At 73.0% G+C, this 17,670-nt stretch carries 20 protein-coding genes; 8 read left to right on the top strand and 12 right to left on the bottom strand.

Going from position 1 to position 17,670, the window contains the following annotated elements; all coding sequences use genetic code 11:
• Positions 1–3: 3 nt before the first annotated feature.
• Positions 4–840 carry an aldo/keto reductase gene (locus tag PHY01_RS18605; protein WP_141280293.1) on the bottom strand — a complete coding sequence of 279 codons (837 nt, stop codon included), beginning with the start codon at positions 838–840 and terminating at the stop codon, positions 4–6.
• Positions 841–963: 123 nt separating this feature from the next.
• Between PHY01_RS18605 and PHY01_RS18600 the strand changes: the two genes are divergently transcribed.
• The 4 genes from PHY01_RS18600 (at position 964) to PHY01_RS18585 (ending at position 3,676) form a co-directional block, all read left to right on the top strand.
• Positions 964–1,779, top strand: coding sequence for a CoA transferase subunit A (locus PHY01_RS18600; protein WP_141280403.1), 816 nt, complete (start codon positions 964–966; stop codon positions 1,777–1,779).
• A gap of 20 nt (positions 1,780–1,799) precedes the next feature.
• Positions 1,800–2,534, top strand: a complete 735-nt coding sequence (locus PHY01_RS18595) for a CoA-transferase subunit beta (RefSeq protein ID WP_141280404.1) — start codon at positions 1,800–1,802, stop codon at positions 2,532–2,534.
• The gene (pcaD, locus tag PHY01_RS18590) at positions 2,531–3,295 is read left to right on the top strand and encodes a 3-oxoadipate enol-lactonase (protein WP_141280292.1); all 765 of its coding nucleotides are present in this window, start codon (positions 2,531–2,533) and stop codon (positions 3,293–3,295) included. Before PHY01_RS18595 ends, pcaD begins: the two co-directional genes overlap by 4 nt.
• Before the next feature lie 111 nt (positions 3,296–3,406).
• Complete coding sequence (locus PHY01_RS18585; protein WP_141280291.1) at positions 3,407–3,676, top strand: DUF3040 domain-containing protein; 270 nt, start codon at positions 3,407–3,409, stop codon at positions 3,674–3,676.
• Positions 3,677–3,684: 8 nt separating this feature from the next.
• Here the strand turns inward: PHY01_RS18585 and dnaB are convergent, their stop codons facing one another.
• From dnaB to rpsF, 5 genes are all read right to left on the bottom strand, one after another.
• Positions 3,685–5,094: a replicative DNA helicase gene (gene dnaB / locus PHY01_RS18580; RefSeq protein WP_141280290.1), complete on the bottom strand. Its 1,410-nt coding sequence runs from the start codon at positions 5,092–5,094 to the stop codon at positions 3,685–3,687.
• Positions 5,095–5,686: 592 nt separating this feature from the next.
• Positions 5,687–6,133: a 50S ribosomal protein L9 gene (rplI, locus tag PHY01_RS18575; RefSeq protein ID WP_141280289.1), complete on the bottom strand. Its 447-nt coding sequence runs from the start codon at positions 6,131–6,133 to the stop codon at positions 5,687–5,689.
• Between the two features lie 15 nt (positions 6,134–6,148).
• Positions 6,149–6,385, bottom strand: coding sequence for a 30S ribosomal protein S18 (gene rpsR, locus PHY01_RS18570; protein WP_094923024.1), 237 nt, complete (start codon positions 6,383–6,385; stop codon positions 6,149–6,151).
• Positions 6,386–6,443: 58 nt separating this feature from the next.
• Positions 6,444–6,974, bottom strand: coding sequence for a single-stranded DNA-binding protein (locus PHY01_RS18565; RefSeq protein WP_141280288.1), 531 nt, complete (start codon positions 6,972–6,974; stop codon positions 6,444–6,446).
• A 10-nt stretch (positions 6,975–6,984) separates the two neighbouring features.
• Complete coding sequence (gene rpsF / locus PHY01_RS18560) at positions 6,985–7,317, bottom strand: 30S ribosomal protein S6 (protein WP_141280287.1); 333 nt, start codon at positions 7,315–7,317, stop codon at positions 6,985–6,987.
• 273 nt (positions 7,318–7,590) lie between these two features.
• Between rpsF and PHY01_RS18555 the strand changes: the two genes are divergently transcribed.
• On the top strand, positions 7,591–8,361 hold the full coding sequence (locus tag PHY01_RS18555) for a deoxyribonuclease IV (RefSeq protein ID WP_141280402.1): 771 nt from the start codon (positions 7,591–7,593) through the stop codon (positions 8,359–8,361).
• A complete protein-coding gene (locus tag PHY01_RS18550; RefSeq protein ID WP_370467338.1) occupies positions 8,358–9,743 on the top strand; it encodes a glycosyltransferase family 87 protein in 1,386 nt (461 codons plus the stop codon). The genes PHY01_RS18555 and PHY01_RS18550 overlap by 4 nt, the downstream gene beginning before the upstream one ends.
• On the opposite strand, the gene PHY01_RS18545 is transcribed toward PHY01_RS18550, so the two are convergent.
• The 4 genes from PHY01_RS18545 to PHY01_RS18530 all read right to left on the bottom strand — a co-directional run bounded on the left by PHY01_RS18545 (position 9,697) and on the right by PHY01_RS18530 (position 14,825).
• Positions 9,697–10,293: an NUDIX hydrolase gene (locus PHY01_RS18545; protein WP_141280286.1), complete on the bottom strand. Its 597-nt coding sequence runs from the start codon at positions 10,291–10,293 to the stop codon at positions 9,697–9,699. The genes PHY01_RS18550 and PHY01_RS18545 overlap by 47 nt on opposite strands.
• Positions 10,290–11,753: a glycosyltransferase family 87 protein gene (locus tag PHY01_RS18540; RefSeq protein ID WP_370467339.1), complete on the bottom strand. Its 1,464-nt coding sequence runs from the start codon at positions 11,751–11,753 to the stop codon at positions 10,290–10,292. Before PHY01_RS18540 ends, PHY01_RS18545 begins: the two co-directional genes overlap by 4 nt.
• Positions 11,754–11,842: 89 nt before the next feature.
• Positions 11,843–14,083: a transglycosylase domain-containing protein gene (locus PHY01_RS18535; protein WP_141280284.1), complete on the bottom strand. Its 2,241-nt coding sequence runs from the start codon at positions 14,081–14,083 to the stop codon at positions 11,843–11,845.
• Between the two features lie 346 nt (positions 14,084–14,429).
• Positions 14,430–14,825: a DUF5318 family protein gene (locus tag PHY01_RS18530; RefSeq protein WP_141280283.1), complete on the bottom strand. Its 396-nt coding sequence runs from the start codon at positions 14,823–14,825 to the stop codon at positions 14,430–14,432.
• Between the two features lie 157 nt (positions 14,826–14,982).
• On the opposite strand from PHY01_RS18530, the gene PHY01_RS18525 reads away from it, so the two are divergent.
• Together PHY01_RS18525 and PHY01_RS18520 are read left to right on the top strand one after the other, a co-directional pair.
• A complete protein-coding gene (locus tag PHY01_RS18525; protein WP_141280282.1) occupies positions 14,983–15,543 on the top strand; it encodes a PadR family transcriptional regulator in 561 nt (186 codons plus the stop codon).
• A gap of 14 nt (positions 15,544–15,557) precedes the next feature.
• On the top strand, positions 15,558–16,637 hold the full coding sequence (locus PHY01_RS18520; protein ID WP_141280281.1) for an inositol-3-phosphate synthase: 1,080 nt from the start codon (positions 15,558–15,560) through the stop codon (positions 16,635–16,637).
• A 117-nt stretch (positions 16,638–16,754) separates the two neighbouring features.
• On the opposite strand, the gene PHY01_RS18515 is transcribed toward PHY01_RS18520, so the two are convergent.
• Together PHY01_RS18515 and PHY01_RS18510 are read right to left on the bottom strand one after the other, a co-directional pair.
• Complete coding sequence (locus PHY01_RS18515) at positions 16,755–17,177, bottom strand: nuclear transport factor 2 family protein (protein WP_141280280.1); 423 nt, start codon at positions 17,175–17,177, stop codon at positions 16,755–16,757.
• 71 nt (positions 17,178–17,248) lie between these two features.
• The coding region (locus PHY01_RS18510; RefSeq protein WP_218030222.1) for a response regulator transcription factor at positions 17,249–17,670 on the bottom strand (422 nt) is incomplete at its 5' end.

Below are 17,670 nucleotides of genomic sequence, written 5' to 3'. Positions count from 1 at the left end.
CCGCTACGCCGCGGCGTCGAGCTTGTCCACGGCCTCCTCGTCGAGCGTCAGCTCCGCGGCACGGACGTTCTCCTCGACGTGCGCGAGCGAGGACGTCCCCGGGATCGGCAGCATCACCGACGAGCGGTGCAGCAGCCAGGCCAGCGCCACCTGCGCGGTGGTGGCGCCGAGCCGCTGCGCGGTGTCGGCGACCGGCCCGCCGGGCTCGGCGAGCCGGCCCGAGGCGATCGGGAACCACGGCAGGAAGCCGATGCCGTGCTCGGTGCAGTACCGCAGCACGTCGTCGCTCGCGCGGTCGACGAGGTTGTAGCGGTTCTGCACCGTGGCGACGTCGACGGCGCGGCCCGCCTGCTCGATCTGCTCCACACCCACCTCCGAGAGCCCGACGGCGGCCACCTTGCCCTCGGCGTGCAGCTCGGCGAGCAGCCCGAACTGCTCGTCGGCGGGCACGGCCGGGTCGACGCGGTGCAGCTGGAACAGGTCGATGCGCTCGACGCCCAGGCGACGCAGCGACAGCTCGCACTGCTGGCGCAGGTACTCCGGGCGCCCGCACGGGTGCCACTCGCCGGGCCCGGTGCGCAGCAGGCCGGCCTTCGTGGCGACGGTGATGCCGGAGAAGGGGTGCAGGGCGCGACGGAGCAGGTCCTCGGCGACCTCGGGGCCGTAGGAGTCGGCGGTGTCGAACAGGTCGGTGCCCAGTTCGGCCGCGCGGCGGAGCACCGCGACGGCGGCGTCCGGGTCGGCGGGAGGGCCCCACACGCCGGGGCCGGTGAGCTGCATGGTGCCGAAACCGAGCCGGTTCACGGCGGGTCCGTCACCGATGCGGAAGGTGGAGGTCATGCGGCCCAGGCTGGCACCGTCCGCCACCGACCCGCAGCCGATCGTGACGCCCGTCGCCGCCGACGCGCGTCACGCGCGATTGCCGGGCCTCCCGGCGGGGGCTAGCGTTCCGCCGTGGCAAAGATCGCGTCGTCGAAGATCCAGTCCCTGCCGCAGGCGGTGTCCGAGCTCGTGCACGACGGCGACGTCGTCGCCCTGGAGGGCTTCACGCACCTCATCCCGTTCGCCGCGGGGCACGAGATCATCCGCCAGGGCCGGCGCGACCTCACGCTCGTGCGCATGACCCCCGATCTCGTCTACGACCGGATGATCGGCGCGGGATGCGCGCGCAAGCTCGTCTTCTCCTGGGGCGGCAACCCCGGCGTCGGCTCGCTGCACCGGATGCGCGACGCGCTGGCCTCCGGCTGGCCGGTGCCGCTCGAGATCGAGGAGCACAGCCACGCCGGCATGGCCAACCGCTACGTCGCGGGCGCCTCCGGGCTGCCGTTCGCGGTGCTGCGCGGCTACGCCGGCACCGAGCTGCCCGAACACACCGACACCATCTCCACCGTCACCTGCCCGTTCACCGGCGAGGAGCTGGCCGCCGTCGCCGCGCTCAACCCCGACGTCACGGTGGTGCACGCGCAGCGCGCCGACCGCGCGGGCAACGTCCAGCTCTGGGGCATCCTCGGGGTGCAGAAGGAGGCGGTGCTGGCCGCGCGGCGGGCGATCGTCACGGTCGAGGAGATCGTCGACGAGCTGACGCCCGTCCCCGGCGCGGTGGTGCTGCCCGCCTGGGTGCTCGACGCGGTGGCGGTCGCCCCCCGCGGTGCCGCCCCGTCCTACGCCCACGGCTACTACGACCGCGACAACGCCGCCTACCGGGCGTGGGACACCGTCAGCCGGGACCGCGAGAAATTCTCGGCCTGGCTCGAGAAGCTGCAGGAGGACGCGTCGTGAGCACCTGGACCGCCGACGAGATGATGACCGTCGCCGCGTCGCGCTCCCTGCGCGACGGGCAGGTGTGCTTCGTCGGGATCGGGCTGCCGTCCACTGCGGCCAACCTGGCCCGCCGCCTGCACGCCCCCGGCCTGGTGCTGGTCTACGAGTCGGGCACGATCGGCACCGAGCCCGACGAGCTGCCGCTCTCCATCGGCGACGGCATCCTCGCCGACTCGGCGCTCTCGCTCGTCGGGGTGCCGGAGATCTTCAACTACTGGCTGCAGTCCGGCCGGATCGACGTCGGCTTCCTCTCCGGCGCCCAGATCGACCGCTTCGCCAACATCAACACCACCGTCATCGGTGAGTACGACGAGCCGTCGGTGCGGCTGCCCGGGTCCGGTGGGGCGCCGGAGATCGCGGCGTCGTGCCGCGAGGTGATCGTCGTGATGCGCCAGCGGCTGCGGGCCTTCGTCAGCCAGGTCGACTTCGTGACGTCGGTCGGCCACGGGTCCGGCCCCGGCGACCGCGGCCGGCTGGGCCTGCGCGGGGCCGGTCCGGTGCGTGTGATCACCGACCTCGGCGTGCTCGAACCCGATCCCGAGTCCGCCGAGTTGGTGCTCACCGCCGTGCACCCGGACGTCACCGTCGAGCAGGTGCGCTCCGAGACCGGGTGGGAGCTGGAGATCTCGGCCGACCTGAGGATCACCGCGCCGCCCACCGAGCAGGAGCTGTCGACGCTGCGCGGCCTGCGGACGGTTGGTGTGGCGTCGTGAGCGTGGCGCTGCACCACGTCGACGAGGGCCCGCGTGACGCGCCCGCCCTCGTCCTGTGCGGGTCGCTGGGGTCGACGGTCGAGATGTGGCGGCCGCAGGTCGCCCCGTTGACGGAGTCGTTCCGGGTGATCCGGGTCGACCACCGCGGCCACGGCGGATCGCCCGTCCCGCCCGGCCCGTACACCGTCGCCGACCTGGCGGGTGACGTCCTCGCCCTCCTCGACGAGCTCGGCCTCGACCGGGTCGCCTACTGCGGCCTGTCGATGGGCGGCTGCGTCGGCATGTACCTGGCGTCCGAGGCGCCGGAACGGATCAGCGCGCTGACGCTGTGCTGCACGTCGTCGTACTGGCCGGACGCGAGCGTGTGGGCCGACCGCATCGCGGCCGTGGAGTCGGGCGGCACCGGGCCGATCGCCGAGACGGTGGTGTCCCGCTGGTTCACCCCGGCCTACGCCGCGGCGCACCCGCAGGTCGTCGCCGACGCCGTCGCGCAGGTCGCGAACACCCCCGACGACGGCTACGCGGCCTGCTGCGCGGCGCTGCGCGACTTCGACCACCGCCCGCGCCTGGGCTCGATCACCGCCCCCACGCTGGTGATCGCCGGCGCCGAGGACCCCTCGACGCCCATCGAGCCGCACGCGCGCACGATCGTCGAGGGCATCCCGGGTGCGCGGCTGGAGGTCCTCGACGCCGCGCACCTCGCGACGATCGAGCGTTCGGAGCAGGCCACTGGGCTGATCGCCGCCCACTCGGCCGGGTGACGCACCCCTCCGTTTAGTGAGGCAGGTCTCCGCCTACCCTGAACGCGACGGAGGTGCCGGGGTCGACGAGGAGCTCGGGATCGAACACGAGCTCACCGGAGGCGACCGCGCGTGCTGAACGACCGTGAGAGACAGGTTCTGGCCCGGATCGAGCACCACCTCGCGATCACCGATCCCGAGTTCATCCAGCTGTTCCGGGGCGCGGCCCCGCGGCGGTCGGGGATCAACCCCAGCCTGCTGCTCGTGATCGGGCTGGCGCTGATGGTGCTCGGGTCCGCGGTCATGGCCGTCCCGGTCGCCGTGATCGGCATGGCCACCGCTGCGTGGGCGCTGGTCGTCGCCTTCCAGCGCAACGGGTCGGCGGGTTTCAGCCCCGCTTGACCCTCCGCTCAGCCGTGCGCCAGGTCGGCGAAACGGCTGTAGTGCAGCTGGTGGGCCACCGTGATCGTGCTGGTGGGCCCGTTGCGGTGCTTGGCCAGGATCAGGTCGGCCTCGCCGGCGCGGGGGTCGTCGCGCTCGAACGCGTCGGGCCGGTGGAGCAGGATCACCATGTCGGCGTCCTGCTCGATCGAGCCCGACTCGCGCAGGTCGGAGAGCATCGGCCGCTTGTCGGTGCGCTGCTCGGGCCCGCGGTTGAGCTGGCTCATCGCCACGACCGGCACCTCGAGCTCCTTGGCCAGCAGCTTGATCTGCCGGGAGAACTCCGAGACCTCCTGCTGCCGCGACTCGACCTTGCGGCCCGACGTCATCAGCTGCAGGTAGTCGAGGATGATCAGCTTCAGGTCGTGGCGCTGCTTGAGCCGCCGCGCCTTGGCCCGGATCTCCATCAGCGTGAGGTTCGGTGAGTCGTCGATGAACAGCGGGGCCTCGCTGATCTCGCTCATCCGCCGCGCCATCCGCGTCCAGTCGTCGTCGCTCATCCGGCCGGCGCGCATGTCGGCGAGCCGGATCCGCGCCTCGGCCGAGAGCAGGCGCATGACGATCTCGGACTTGCTCATCTCGAGCGAGAACACCGCGCTGGTCATGCCGTGCTTGATGGAGCAGGACCGCGCGAAATCCAGTCCCAGGGTGCTCTTCCCGAGCCCCGGCCGCGCCGCCACGACGATCATCTGGCCGGGGTGCATGCCGTTGGTGGCCGCGTCGAGATCGGCGAAACCGGTGGGCACGCCGACCGACGCCCCGCCCCGCGAGCTGATCGCGTCGATCTCGTCCATCGTGGGCTGGAGCAGCTCCTCCAGCGCGACGTAGTCCTCGCTGGTGGAGCGGTCGCTCACGTCGTAGAGCGTGGCCTGTGCGCGGTCGACGACGTCGGCCACGTCGGCGCCGTCGGCGCCGTGGTAGCCCAGCTGCACGATCCGGGTGCCGGCGGAGACGAGCCGCCGCAGGATCGCCTTCTCCGCGACGATCTCGGCGTAGTAGGCGGCGTTGGCGGCGGTGGGGACGGTGGCGATGAGGGTGTGCAGGTAGGGCGCGCCGCCCAGGCGGATGAGGTCGCCCTTGCGCTGCAGCTCGGCGGAGACCGTGACGGCGTCGGCGGGCTCGCCGCGCCCGTACAGGTCGAGGATGCAGTCGTAGACGGTCTGGTGCGCGGGCTTGTAGAAGTCGTCGGGGCGCAGCACCTCGACGACGTCGGCGATGGCGTCCTTGCTCAGCAGCATGCCGCCCAGCACGGACTGCTCGGCCGTGAGGTCCTGCGGGGGCTGGCGGTCGAACGGGGAGCCGCTCTCGCCGCCCTCGCCCGCCGGGCGCAGGGGGCGGTCGGGGCGCCGTCCGGCCGGACGGTCGTCGGTCAGTGCCATGCGTGCGCCACCCGTGCCGTCGGTCGTGCGGTCGGTCGCTGGTTCGCCCGGATCCGGTCCATACGCAGCGTCACCCCCAGTCCCAGTATATCGAACGAGCGTTCGAGACGCACGGATGACGTCCCGTCGACCCCGCGATGAACGGTCGGCTCCACCCGGCTCGTCGTCCGAACCTGCGCGCGACGTTAGGCGCTCTCGCCCGCCATACCTAACGGGCCTGTGCACGGGGCTGGGGAGGGCCTGGGGACGGATCGACGGATGCCCTGGACGGCGTCGGGAGGGAACTGTGGACAGAGTGGGGACAACTGGCCGATGACGGACCTATCCGCAGCTCAAGGAGTGATCGACGGCTGTGGACAACATTGTGGGCGTGTCGCTGCGCACGCCGCTCCGGGCGTGTCGCGGGGTTGTCCACCCGGCGCATCCGAGCGGTCACTCGCCGACGTACCCGTACCCCCGCGGCGTGTCGGCCGGTGGCGGGCGGGCGGCCACCGGGCGGACCCGGGAACGGCGACGGGGCGGGATCCGGGGGATGACCCGGATCCCGCCCCGGTCACGGTGCGTGATCTGTGCCGGCGAGCCGGCGGTGCTGCTACTGGCCGACGACGGACACCTGGAGCTCGGTGGTGACCTCCGGGTGCAGCCGGACCGTGACCGCGTGCGAACCCGTGGTCTTGATCTGCGGCACGTCGACGGCACGCTTGTCGAGGGCGGGACCGCCCGCGGCGCGCACGGCGTCGACGACGTCGGCGGTGGTGACGGAGCCGAAGAGCCGGCCCGAGTCGCCCGCGGCCTTGGCCTTCACGGTGACGGAGAGCTCGCCGAGCTGGCCGGCGACCTCCTTGGCGTGGCCGAGGTCGCGGATCTGGCGCGCCTTCTGGGCGCGCTGGATGGAGGCCACCTGCTTCTCCGCGCCGCGCGTGGCTGTGATGGCCAGCGAGCGGGGGAGCAGGTAGTTGCGGCCGTAGCCGTCCTTGACCTCGACGATGTCGCCGGGGGCGCCCAGGTTGGGCACGTCGGCGGTGAGGATGAGCTTCATCTGGTCATTCCTCGCTTATCGGGCGGTCGAGGTGTAGGGCAGCAGGGCCACCTCACGGGAGTTCTTGACCGCGACGGCGACGTCACGCTGGTGCTGCCGGCAGTTGCCGGTGACGCGACGGGCCCGGATCTTGCCGCGGTCGGAGATGAACTTCCGCAGCAGGCCGGTGTCCTTGTAGTCGATGTCCTGGGCCTTGTCCTTGCAGAACGCGCACACCTTCTTCTTCGGCTTGCGCAGGACGGGCTTGGCCATGGGGGTACTCCTGGTGGTTCTCGGTCACCGCGCGCGGGGCGCGCGGGAGGGGGTGGATCTAGAAGGGGGGCTCGTCGTCCGCGGCGGGGCCGCTGCCGGCGGGTGGGGCCGAACCCCAGGGGTCGTCGTTCTGGCCGCCGCGGGAACCGCCGCCGCCGTAGCCGCCGCCCCCGGAGGCGCCGCCGCCACCGCCGCCGCCGAAGCCCCCGCCGTCGCCGCTGCCGCGGCTGACCTTGTTGACCTTGGCGGTGGCGTACTTGAGCGACGGGCCGACCTCGTCGACCTCGAGCTCCACGACGGTGCGCTTCTCGCCCTCACGGGTCTCGAAGGAGCGCTGCCGCAGCCGGCCGGACACCATCACGCGCATGCCGCGCGTGAGCGTCTCGGCGACGTTCTCCGCCGCCTGGCGCCACACGTTGCAGCGCATGAACAGCGCGTCGCCGTCCTTCCACTCGCCGGACTGGCGGTCGAAGGTGCGCGGGGTGGACGCGACGGTGAAGTTGGCGACCGCGGCACCGGACGGGGTGAACCGCAGCTCCGGGTCGGCGGTGAGGTTGCCGACCACGGTGATGACAGTCTCGCCGGCCATCGGGCTCGCCTCAGCTCGCCGCGGCGGCGACGGCGGGCGCCGGGGCGGCCCGCTTCTTCGGCTCGCGACGCAGCACCTTGGTGCGCAGCACGGACTCGTTGAGGCCGAGCTGGCGGTCGAGCTCGGCGACGGTGGCCGGCTCGCAGGTGATCTCGATGACGGCGTAGATGCCCTCGGCGTGCTTGAGGATCTCGAAGGACAGGCGGCGCTTGCCCCAGACCTCGATCTTCTCGACGGTGCCCTTGTCGTTCTTCACGACAGTGAGGAACTGCTCCAGCGACGGCGTCACGGTGCGCTCGTCCAGGCTGGGGTCCAGGATGATCATAAGCTCGTAATGGCGCATGAGAACCACTCACCTCCTACGGTCTGACGGTCGCGGTACGTCCGCGACAGGAGGTTCTCACCGCACCCCGACAGAATCGGGCCCCGCGATCGTGACCGGGGGTGCGACGACGGCATCCAGGGGGACGCCGGTCGGGGTGACGCAACGAGGCTACCAGCGCGAACGTCCGCGCCCGGCACCGCCCGCCCCCGCCGGCCCGCCCGCGAGCGCACCGGCCGGCCGGCCGGGAGTGCGCGACGGGGACCGTCGGTCCCGGACACTATCCTCGTGACCATGCTCATCGGCGCCCACGTGTACCAGGACGACCCGGTCGCCACGGCGGCCGAGCGGGGCGCCGACATCGTCCAGATGTTCCTGGCCGACCCGCAGGGCTGGAAGAAGCCGCCGCCGCACCCCCGGGCCGCCGAGCTGCGCGAGAGCGACGTCGCGGTCGTCGTCCACTCGCCCTACGTCGTCAACCTCGCCTCGCTCAACAACCGGGTCCGCATCCCGTCGCGCAAGCTCGTCGTGCAGCACGCGGAGGGCGCGGCCGAGGTCGGCGCGATCGGCCTGGTCGTGCACGGCGGGCACGTCACGCAGGACGAGGACGAGGCCACCGGTGTCGACAACTGGCGCAAGTTCTTCTCCCGCCAGGCCGACGAGGGCGGTTTCGCCGTGCCGATCCTCATCGAGAACACCGCGGGCGGCGACCACGCGATGGCCCGCCGGTTCGACGCGCTGGCCCGCCTCTGGGACGCCGTCGGCGAGTACGGGGCCGGCTTCTGCCTCGACACCTGCCACGCCCACGCCGGCGGGGAGGAGCTGGTCGGGGTCGTCGACCGGGCGCGGGCGATCACCGGCCGGATCGACCTGGTGCACCTCAACGACTCCCGCGACGAGTTCGGCTCCGCCCGCGACCGGCACGCCAACATCGGCTCCGGCACGATCGACCCCGAGGTGCTGGCCGCGGTGTGCGCCGCGGCCGACGCGCCGGTCGTGGTCGAGACCCCGGCCGACGGCCAGCCCGCCGACATCGCCTTCCTCCGCGAGCGGCTGACGCGGTGACGCGCACGGCCCTCGACGCCCCGCGGGTGCCCGAGCGGGCCGCGGGCGGCACCGGGGCCGGCGCGCGAGTCGTGCTCGCGGTGCTCGTCCTGCTCACCGGCGTCACGCTGCTGCTGGGCTACGCCAACAAGGCCCGGTGCACGGGCCCGGAGTACGACGCGGCGGGCCGCACGGTCCCCGACTACGAGATCCGGGTCGACCGCGACGTCTGCTACTCCGATATCCAGTACCTGTGGCTGGGACGCGACGTCGACAAGCACGTCTTCCCCTACGTCTCCGGGTCGATCACCCCGGAGGGGCAGCTCGTCGGCGGCGTCGTCGAGTACCCCGTGCTCACCGGGCTGCTGATCTGGGCCGGTGCCTGGTTCGCCGAGAACGACGGCGCCTTCCTGCTCGCCTCGGCGGTGCTGATGGCCCCGTTCGGGCTGCTCACCGGCTGGATGCTGGGGCGGCTGGCCCGGTGGCGGGCGCTGCTGTGGGCGGTCGGGCCACCGCTGGTGCTCTACGCCTTCCACAACTGGGACCTGCCCGTCGTCGCCTGCGCGGTGGGGGCGGTGTACGTCGTGCACGGCTGGGCCACCGACCGGCCGCTGGCCGACCGCGCCACCGTCGCGGCGGTGCTGCTGGGGCTGGGTTTCGCGCTCAAGCTCTACCCGGGCGCCTTCGTGCTGCCGCTGGCGCTGTACGTCCTCGCGCAGTCGCGCCCCGGTGTCCTCGACTGGCGCGGCGCGCTGCGCGTGCCGCTGGCCGCGGCGGGCACCGTCGTGCTGGTCAACCTGCCCTTCGCCGTGGCCGGCTACGAGGGCTGGCGGGCGTCGTTCACCTTCCAGCAGCTGCGCAACGTCGACTTCACGACGAACTCGATCTGGTACTGGGGTTTCCGGCCCGAGTCCGACCCGGAGAACCTGGAGTTCCAGGATGCGGTCGACGTCGTGTCGCCCGTGCTCGTGCTGCTGGCGTTCGCGGTGGCCGCGGCGGTGGGCTGGTGGCGGTTCCGCCGCGAGGGCAGCTACCCGTGGGTGGCGGTGAGCGCGGCGATGCTGTGCGGGTTCATGCTGTTGCACAAGGTGCACTCGCCCCAGTACACGCTGTGGCTGCTGCCGTTCCTGGTGCTGCTCGCGGTGCCGTGGGGCTGGATCGGGGCGTACCTGGTGGCCGACGCCGTCATGGGCATCGGGATCTTCCGCTGGTTCTACGCGTTCAAGGCGGGCGAGGGCGGCATCTACGACGGGCTCGCGGCGCAGGCCGTCGCCGTCGGGGTGTGGGGCCGGGCGGTGCTGCTGGTCGTGCTGTTCGTGATGTTCCTGCGCCTGCCCGACCCGCTCGCGGAGCAGGTCAGCGCCAGGCGAACACCGGCTGTTCCAGGTGGGCCACCCGCGTAGCGCGGCCGTGCAGGACGACCTCGCGGAACTGGTGCAGCACGGCGCCGGTGGGGGCGTGCACGAACCGGTCGAACAGCGGGAGCTGGATCACCGGGGCGTCGGACTCGGGGATGGTGAGGAACCGCGGCTCCACGTCGATGAGCGCGAGCGGCACCCGGTGCACGGCGCCGACCTCGTCGGGGTTCGGGGTCAGCTCACCGACCGGCCCGGCCCACAGCACCACCGGGGTGATGACGAAGCCCGAGCGCGTGGCGTAGTCGTCGAGCACGCCGAGCTCGGTGGAGGCGTCGAGCACCAGGCCCAGCTCCTCGGACAGCTCGCGCCGGGCGGTCTCCCCGGGCCCCTCGCCCGGGTCGGTGCGCCCGCCGGGCAGCGCCCACTGACCGGCGTGCCGGCGCAGCGTCTCGGCGCGCCGGGTGAGCAGGAACGCCGGCCCGTCCGGCTCCTCGACGATCGTGATCGCGACCGCGGAGTGGCGCAGGTCGGGCCGGTCGATCGGCCGCGGGACGAACGCCGCCAGCGCGGCCTCGACGTCGGGTCGACCGGTCATGCCCCGACCCTCGCGCGTGCGGCCGGCGCGGGCCAGTCGGGGTCGTCCAGGCCGATGGCGCGCACCGGGTCGGTGACCGGCCGCAGCACCGAGCGCACCACCAGCACGCACAGCCCGACGACGGCGGCGTCGCGCAGCAGCACGGTGCCCAGGAACCAGTCGGGCGACAACCCCATGTTCTCCGGCGTCAGGTAGTAGTACATCCGCGGCACCCAGACCAGCGCGTCGACGAGCATCCAGGCCAGCAGGATCCGGGCCCGCGGCAGCGCCAGCACCGCCAGCGGCACCAGCCACAGCGAGTACTGCGGGCTCCACACCTTGTTGACCAGCAGGAACGCGGCGACGACGAGGAACCCCAGCGACGCCAGGCGCGGCGTGCGGGGCGCCCGCCAGGCCAGCAACGCGATCGCCGCGCAGCAGACGAGGAACAGCACGAGCGAGACCGCGTTGAGCACCTCCGGGGTCTGCCCGGCGGCGAGCGGGCCGTCGAACCCGGCCCAGCCGGTGAAGTGGCTGACCGCGAAGTACAGCGAGTCGGGGTCGGCCGCGCGCGTCCGGTTGAGGCGGAAGAACTCCCCCCAGCCAGCCGGCCACGCCAGCGCCACCGGCAGGTTGACGGCGACGACCGTCGCGAGCGCCGCGCCGGCCGTGAGCAGGGCGGGTCGCGGCGGGCCGGAACCGTCGCGCCACCGGCGCAGCCCGATCAGCACGATCGGGCCCAGCAGCAGCAGCGGGTACATCTTGAAGCCCCCGCCGAGGCCGATCAGCACCCCCGCCAGCACGGGACGGTTGCGGGCGAGCGCGAGCATCCCGGCGGTCGCCGACGCGACCGCGAGGGCGTCGAAGTTGGTGAACACGTGCACCGCGACCAGTGGCGACAGCGCGACCAGCACGGCGTCCCACGGTCGGGACGGGCGCAGCCCGTGCACCGCCCACACCGTGACCAGCCAGGCCAGCGCGAGCCAGGCCGCGGACACGTCGAAGTAGAGGACGACCGGGAGCGCCGAGGGCAGCCAGCCGACGGAGGCGGCCAGCCCGGCCCACCCGTCGGCGACCCGCGCCGCGGCCCACTGGTGGAACCCGGTGAGCACCGGGTACTCCATATACCGCTCGTTCTCCTCCGGCTGCCCCGCGTTCTCCACCCAGGGGTCGCGGTAGGGCAGTGCCGCCGGGTCGTCCAGGTTCTGGATGGCCCACAGCGGCACCGTGTCGGAGTAGCACATCGCCACGTACTGGCGGTTGTCCCGCCAGTCGAGTGCGAGCGTGCCGTCGTCGGTGCGGTACTGCTGCAGGCAGGGGGACTTGCCCAGCCAGCCGAGCGCGAGCACGGCCACCGTGACCAGCAGGATCACGCGCAGCGGCGTCCAGAAGGCGGTGCGCCCGATCAGCGCGTGCCGCCCGAGCGGCCCGCCGACGACCCGGCTGGCCGCCGCGGCCAGCGGCTCCGACCAGGTCGGCACCACGCGGACGGCCGGGCGCTGTGCTGCCCGGACCGGCGGCGGGTGCTGTGTCCCGACACCGCGGGGTCCTGACGCGGGGTCGGGACCGCTCACCCGTCGTCGCCCTCGTCGCTCCCGTCGTCGGGGTTGCCGCCGCCGGAGTTGTCCGGGAAGAAGAACCGGTCGCCCGGGGCGCCGTCGTTGCCCCGACCGTTGTTCCCGTCGTTGCCGTTGCCGTTTCCGTCGGCGTTGTCCCCGTTGTCGCCGCCGTTGTCCCCGTCGCCGTTCCCGTCGCCGCCGTTGTCGCCGTCCTGGGAACCGTCGTCCTCGGAGGCGTCGTCGTCGTCGGGGGCGGCGGTCGGCTCGACGTAGGGCGGCGCGCCCAGCGGGACGAACGGGGAGAACCGCTCGGCGGGCGTGCCGCGCAGCGCGGCGTTCATGAAGTCCCGCCAGATCGAGCCGGGGATCATGCGGCCGTAGATGGGCGAGCCGCCCGCGGTCTGGATCGGCTTGCTGGTGTCGGTGCCGAGCCAGACGGCCGTGGCGAGCGACGGCGTGTAGCCGACCATCCACGCGTCCTTGTTCTGCCGGTCCTGCGTCGGGTGCTGCTGGGTGCCGGTCTTGCCGGCGACCTCGCGGCCACCGGAGAGCCCGATCCGGGCGAAATCGGCGACGTCGAGCATCGCCTCGGTGACGTTGCGCGCGATCTGCGGGTCGATCCGCTGCTCGCCCGCGCTCTCGGCCCGGTCGTAGAGCGTGCGCCCGTCGGCCGCGGTGACGCGGGAGACGAGGTAGGGCTCGTGGTAGACGCCGTCGGCCGCGAGCGTGGCGTACGCCGAGGCCATGTCAAGGGGATGCACGTCCTGGTCGCCGAGGGCGACCCCGCCCCGGGCCTCGGTGACCAGGTCGGCCGGGATCCCCAGCTCGTGGGCGGTGTCGATGACGTTCTGCGGGCCGGCGTCGAGGCCGAGCCGGTAGAAGATGGTGTTGATCGAGCGCGTCATCGCCGTCTGCACGGTGCAGCTCGCGCAGTCGAACCCCTCGGAGTTGTCGACGACGGTGCCGGCCAGCGTCTGCCCCGACGACCCGTCGAAGGTGCTGCCGAGCCCGATGTCCGGGTCGGCCGCCATCGCCGCGGCCAGCACGAACGGCTTGAACGACGAGCCCGGCGGGCGCAGGCCCTGGCCGGCGTAGTCGGTGCCCTGCCCGTCGCTGCCGCCGTAGTACGCCTGGATCGCACCCGAGCGCGGGTCGATCGAGACCAGCGCGCTGCGCAGGTCGGGGTCCTCGCCCTCGAGCTGTTCGGTGACGGCCTCGACCGCCTCCCGCTGCCGGCCCGGGTCGACGGTGGTGGTGACCGTCAGGCCCTCGGTGTTGAACTCGTCCTCGGTGACGATGCCGCGCGCGATCACCTCGTCGCGGGCGCGCTCGTAGATGTGCCCACGGTCGTCGGCCGGGATGCCCTCGACCTCGGGGGCCTCGGGGAGCCAGGCGGTGGGGAAGACCTCGGAGGCGCGCTGCGCGGGGGTGATGAACTGGGCGTCGACCATCTGGTCCATCACGTAGGTCCAGCGCCGCTGCGAGCCCTCCATGTCGTTGGCCGGGTCCCAGCGCGACGGCGCCTGGATCATGCCGGCGAGCATCGCGCCCTCCGACAGCGTCAGGTCGCGGACGTCCTTGCCGAAGAACGACTGGCTCGCCGCCTGGATGCCGTAGGAGCTGCGGCCCATGTAGATGACGTTGAGGTAGTTCTCGAGGATCTCGTCCTTGGTCTGCTCACGGGTGATCTTCACCGCGAGCACGACCTCCTTGTACTTGCGGACCAGCGAGAAGTCGTCGTCGCCGGTGATCACCTTGACGTACTGCTGGGTGATCGTCGACCCGCCGCCGACCCCGCCGGTGAGCTGGTTGTAGACCGCGCGCATGATCCCGGTGATGTCGAAGCCGGGATCGCTGTAGAACGAGCGGTTCTCCGCGGCGAGCACGGCCTGGCGGACGGGCTCGGGCACCTCGTCGAGCAGCACGACCCGCCGGTTGACGCCCTCGGGCCGCACGGTGGCCAGCGGCGACCCGTCGGCGAAGGTGAACTGGGAGACCTGGTCGACCGCCAGCTGCTCCGAGGTGGGAACGGGGAAGATCAGCCAGCCGACGACGAACGCCAGCACCGGGCCGAGGATCAGCAGGCCGAGCAGGACGTAGACCGCCCGCCGGATCCGGCTCCACACGCTCCTGCGGGGGCCGTCGCCGCGCCGCTCGGGACGGTCGGGGACCGGGGGGCGCTCCGCCAGCGCGACGGCGTGGTTGCGGGCCACGGCCTCGGTGCCGGTCTCCTCGTGGGTGAGCAGCGGCATGTCGCCCGAGCGGTAGGGCGCGCGGGTGTCCGGGCCGGGGCCGTAGCGCTGCGGGGGTACGCGCCCCGGCGGCGGGCCGGGCGGGCCGGGCTGCCACCCGGGCGGCGGTCCGTAGCCCGGTGGCGGCTGGTGGGGCTGGTGCTGGCGCGGCTGGTGCTGGTGCGGCTGGGGGCCGCCCGGGCGAGGGGGGCGGGGCGGCGGGGCGGACGGACCCGGTCGGGGACCGGCGGGCAGGTCCGCGCGGCCGGGGGGTGGGCCCCCGCCGAGACGGGGGTCGCGCTGGTCGGTCACCACTGGCTCCTGTGGATCGGGGGTCTCCGGTACACGTGCCGCGAGTGTGGGGAGTTCACTCGGCCGCGGTCCGGCGTCGCTTGGTGGGGGCTCCGGTGCCCAGTACGTAGGACAGGACGAGGTGGTTCCAGCTGCACGCGCGGCAGACCTCGACGACGTAGACGGAGAACTCGTCGTGGCGCGCGGCGAGCTCGTCGAGCTCGGCGGGCTTGCGGGCCGAGCCGGACGCGTGCTTCAGGGCGTCGCCGAAGATCCATGACACGTTCGTGAGGCGCTCGCGGCGGCACACCGGGCAGGTCTGCTCGGTCTGCTCGCCGTGGAAACGGGCGGCCCGGAGCAGGTACGGGCCCGCATCGCAGACCGACGCCGTGCCGACGCGCCCGGAGCCGACGTCGGCGAGCAGCGCCCGGCGCTGCAACGCGTAGTCGACGACCTGTCGCTGGGTGCGCACCCGGTCAGGGTACGCGGGCCACCGGACGGGGTGGGGGGAACGCCCGGTGGTCGTCCGGTCGAGCGGCCGGTCGGGGGTGACGAGCGTCTCGACGCGTCGCGCGGATGTATCGCTTCGATATGATGTGACGGTACCCAGGGGGCGGAGGGAGGTCGACGTGCTGGAGCTGGCGATCCTCGGTCTGCTCCACGAGGCGTCCGCGCACGGATACGAGCTGCGCAAACAGCTCGGCGTCCGGCTCGGCGGGTTCCGGCTGTTCTCCTACGGCTCCCTCTACCCGGCGCTGAGACGGCTGACCCGGGCGGGGCTGATCGCGGAGGACCCGGCCCCGGACCCGGAGTCGGCCGCCTGGTCGCGGCGCGGGAGACGGGTCTACCGGATCACGGCCGAGGGCAAGGAACGCTTCGCCGAGATGCTGTCCGAGTCCGGCCCCCAGACCTGGGACGACGAGAGCTTCGGCGTCCATCTCGCGTTCTTCTCGCGGACGCCCGCCGAAGCCAGGATGCGGATCCTGGAAGGGCGGCGCCGGGCCGTCGAGGAGCGCCGGGAGGGACTGCGGTCCGCGCTGGCCCGCGCCGGGGAGCAGATCGACCGCTACACCCGCGAGCTGCACCAGCTGGGCCTCGACTCGTCCGAGCGCGAGGTCCGCTGGCTCAACGAACTGATCGAGAACGAACGGGCCGAGTTCCGCGACGCCCCCGAGACCCCACCAGAGTGAAGAGGAGCCGACCCATGAGTCAGGTTCGTGTCGCCATCGTCGGCGTCGGCAACTGCGCCGCGTCGCTCGTCCAGGGCGTGCAGTACTACGCCGACGCCGATCCGTCCCAGCGCGTGCCCGGGCTGATGCACGTCGACTTCGGCGGCTACCACGTCCGCGACATCTCCTTCGTCGCCGCGTTCGACGTCGACGCGAAGAAGGTCGGGCGCGACCTCTCCGAGGCCATCGGGGCCAGCGAGAACAACACCATCAAGATCGCCGACGTGCCGCCGCTGGACGTTCCGGTGCAGCGCGGCCACACCCTCGACGGGCTGGGCCGGTTCTACCGCGAGACGATCACCGAGTCCGACGAGTCGCCCGTCGACATCGCCCAGGTCCTGCGCGAGACCCGGGCCGACGTCCTCGTGTCCTACCTGCCGGTGGGCAGCGAGGCGGCCGACCGCTTCTATGCCCAGGCCGCGATCGACGCGGGCGTCGGGTTCGTCAACGCGCTGCCGGTGTTCATCGCCTCCGACCCGGTGTGGGCCGAGAAGTTCCGCGCCGCGGGCGTCCCGATCGTCGGCGACGACATCAAGAGCCAGGTGGGCGCCACCATCACCCACCGGGTGCTGGCCAAGCTGTTCGAGGACCGCGGCGTGCAGCTCGACCGCACGATGCAGCTCAACGTGGGCGGGAACATGGACTTCCTGAACATGAAGGAGCTGGAGCGGCTGGAGAGCAAGAAGGTCTCCAAGACCCAGTCGGTCACCAGCCAGGTCGACCGCGACCTCGGCAAGGACAACGTGCACATCGGCCCGTCGGACTACGTCGCCTGGCTCGACGACCGCAAGTGGGCCTACGTCCGGCTGGAGGGCCGCGCGTTCGGTGACGTCCCGCTGAACCTGGAGTACAAGCTCGAGGTCTGGGACTCCCCCAACTCCGCGGGCATCATCATCGACGCCGTGCGCGCCGCGAAGATCGCGCTCGACCGGGGCGTGGGCGGCCCGATCCTGTCGGCGTCGAGCTACTTCATGAAGTCCCCGCCCGAGCAGTACGGCGACGACGTGGCCCGTGACGCGGTGGAGGCCTTCATCCGGGGCGACCGCAACGACTGACGCACCCCCCGCACATCTCGCTCACCCGGATGTCCCGACTCGCGCCCCCTTCCGCGCGAGTCGGGACATCCGTGTGTCCGGGTCGTGCCGTGCGTGCGACGGTTGGGCGTGCGACGGTCAGGGCGCGGCCACCGCGATGTGCTTCGCCGTGTCGCAGTAGTGGCGGAAGCGGCTGACGCGGCCGCGATCGTCGAACGTCCACAGGTGCAGCTCCTCGTCGGCGAGGCGGCCGCCGCCGGGCAGGTCGAACTCCGCGCGGATCTCCGCGACGACCTGGCGGCCGGTGCCGATCACGTCGAGCACCGCGAACTCGCGCGGCACCCAGGCCCCGATCACCGTGAAGAACTCGGCGACCTGTGCCGGGCCGCGGCGGGGCTGCAGGTGCGCGACGCCCGCGCGCTGCGCCGTGTGGTCGGCCCACTGCTCCCAGGCGACGTCGTCGGCGAGCGTGTCGAGGATCGCGGGGACGTCGCCGCGTCCGAACGCCGTGTAGATCTCGGCGACGGTCGTGGCGTTGGTGCGGGTGTCCGTGCTGGTCATGGGGCCCTCCGGGGGTCGTGGTGTCCCCGCAGGGTCGTCCCGCCGGTGGCCCGGCACATCGGTCGTTCGACCTACCCCGGCAGCAGCCCGTGCTCCATCGCGAAGACGGCGGCGCCGGCGCGGGTGCGGCGGCCGGTCTTGTCGTAGACGTGCGCGAGATGGTGGCCGACCGTCCGCTCCGCGACGCCGAGCGCGCCCGCGATCGCGCGGTTGGTAAGCCCCCGCGCGGCGAGCCGCAGGACGTCGACCTCGCGGTCGGTCAGCTCGCACGGCCACGCCCGCGGCGGGCGCGGCAGCCCGGCGCCCGCGACGACCGCGGCGCACGCCTCCCGGTCGAGCCCCGGTTCGGCCAGCAGCACCTCCCGCGCCGCCCCCACGGTGAACGCGGGCCGGTGCGGCCGGTCCTCGGTGAGCGCGGCGAACACGTCGGCGGCGGCGAGCAGCCGGGCCGCGAACGGCAGCTCCGCGGCGCGGACGCCGCGGTGGTAGCCAC

Source organism: Pseudonocardia hydrocarbonoxydans (genome assembly GCF_006539565.1).
Taxonomy (GTDB): domain Bacteria; phylum Actinomycetota; class Actinomycetes; order Mycobacteriales; family Pseudonocardiaceae; genus Pseudonocardia; species Pseudonocardia hydrocarbonoxydans.
Note: the sequence above shows the minus strand (reverse complement) of the source record. Positions and strands in the feature narration are given on the sequence as shown.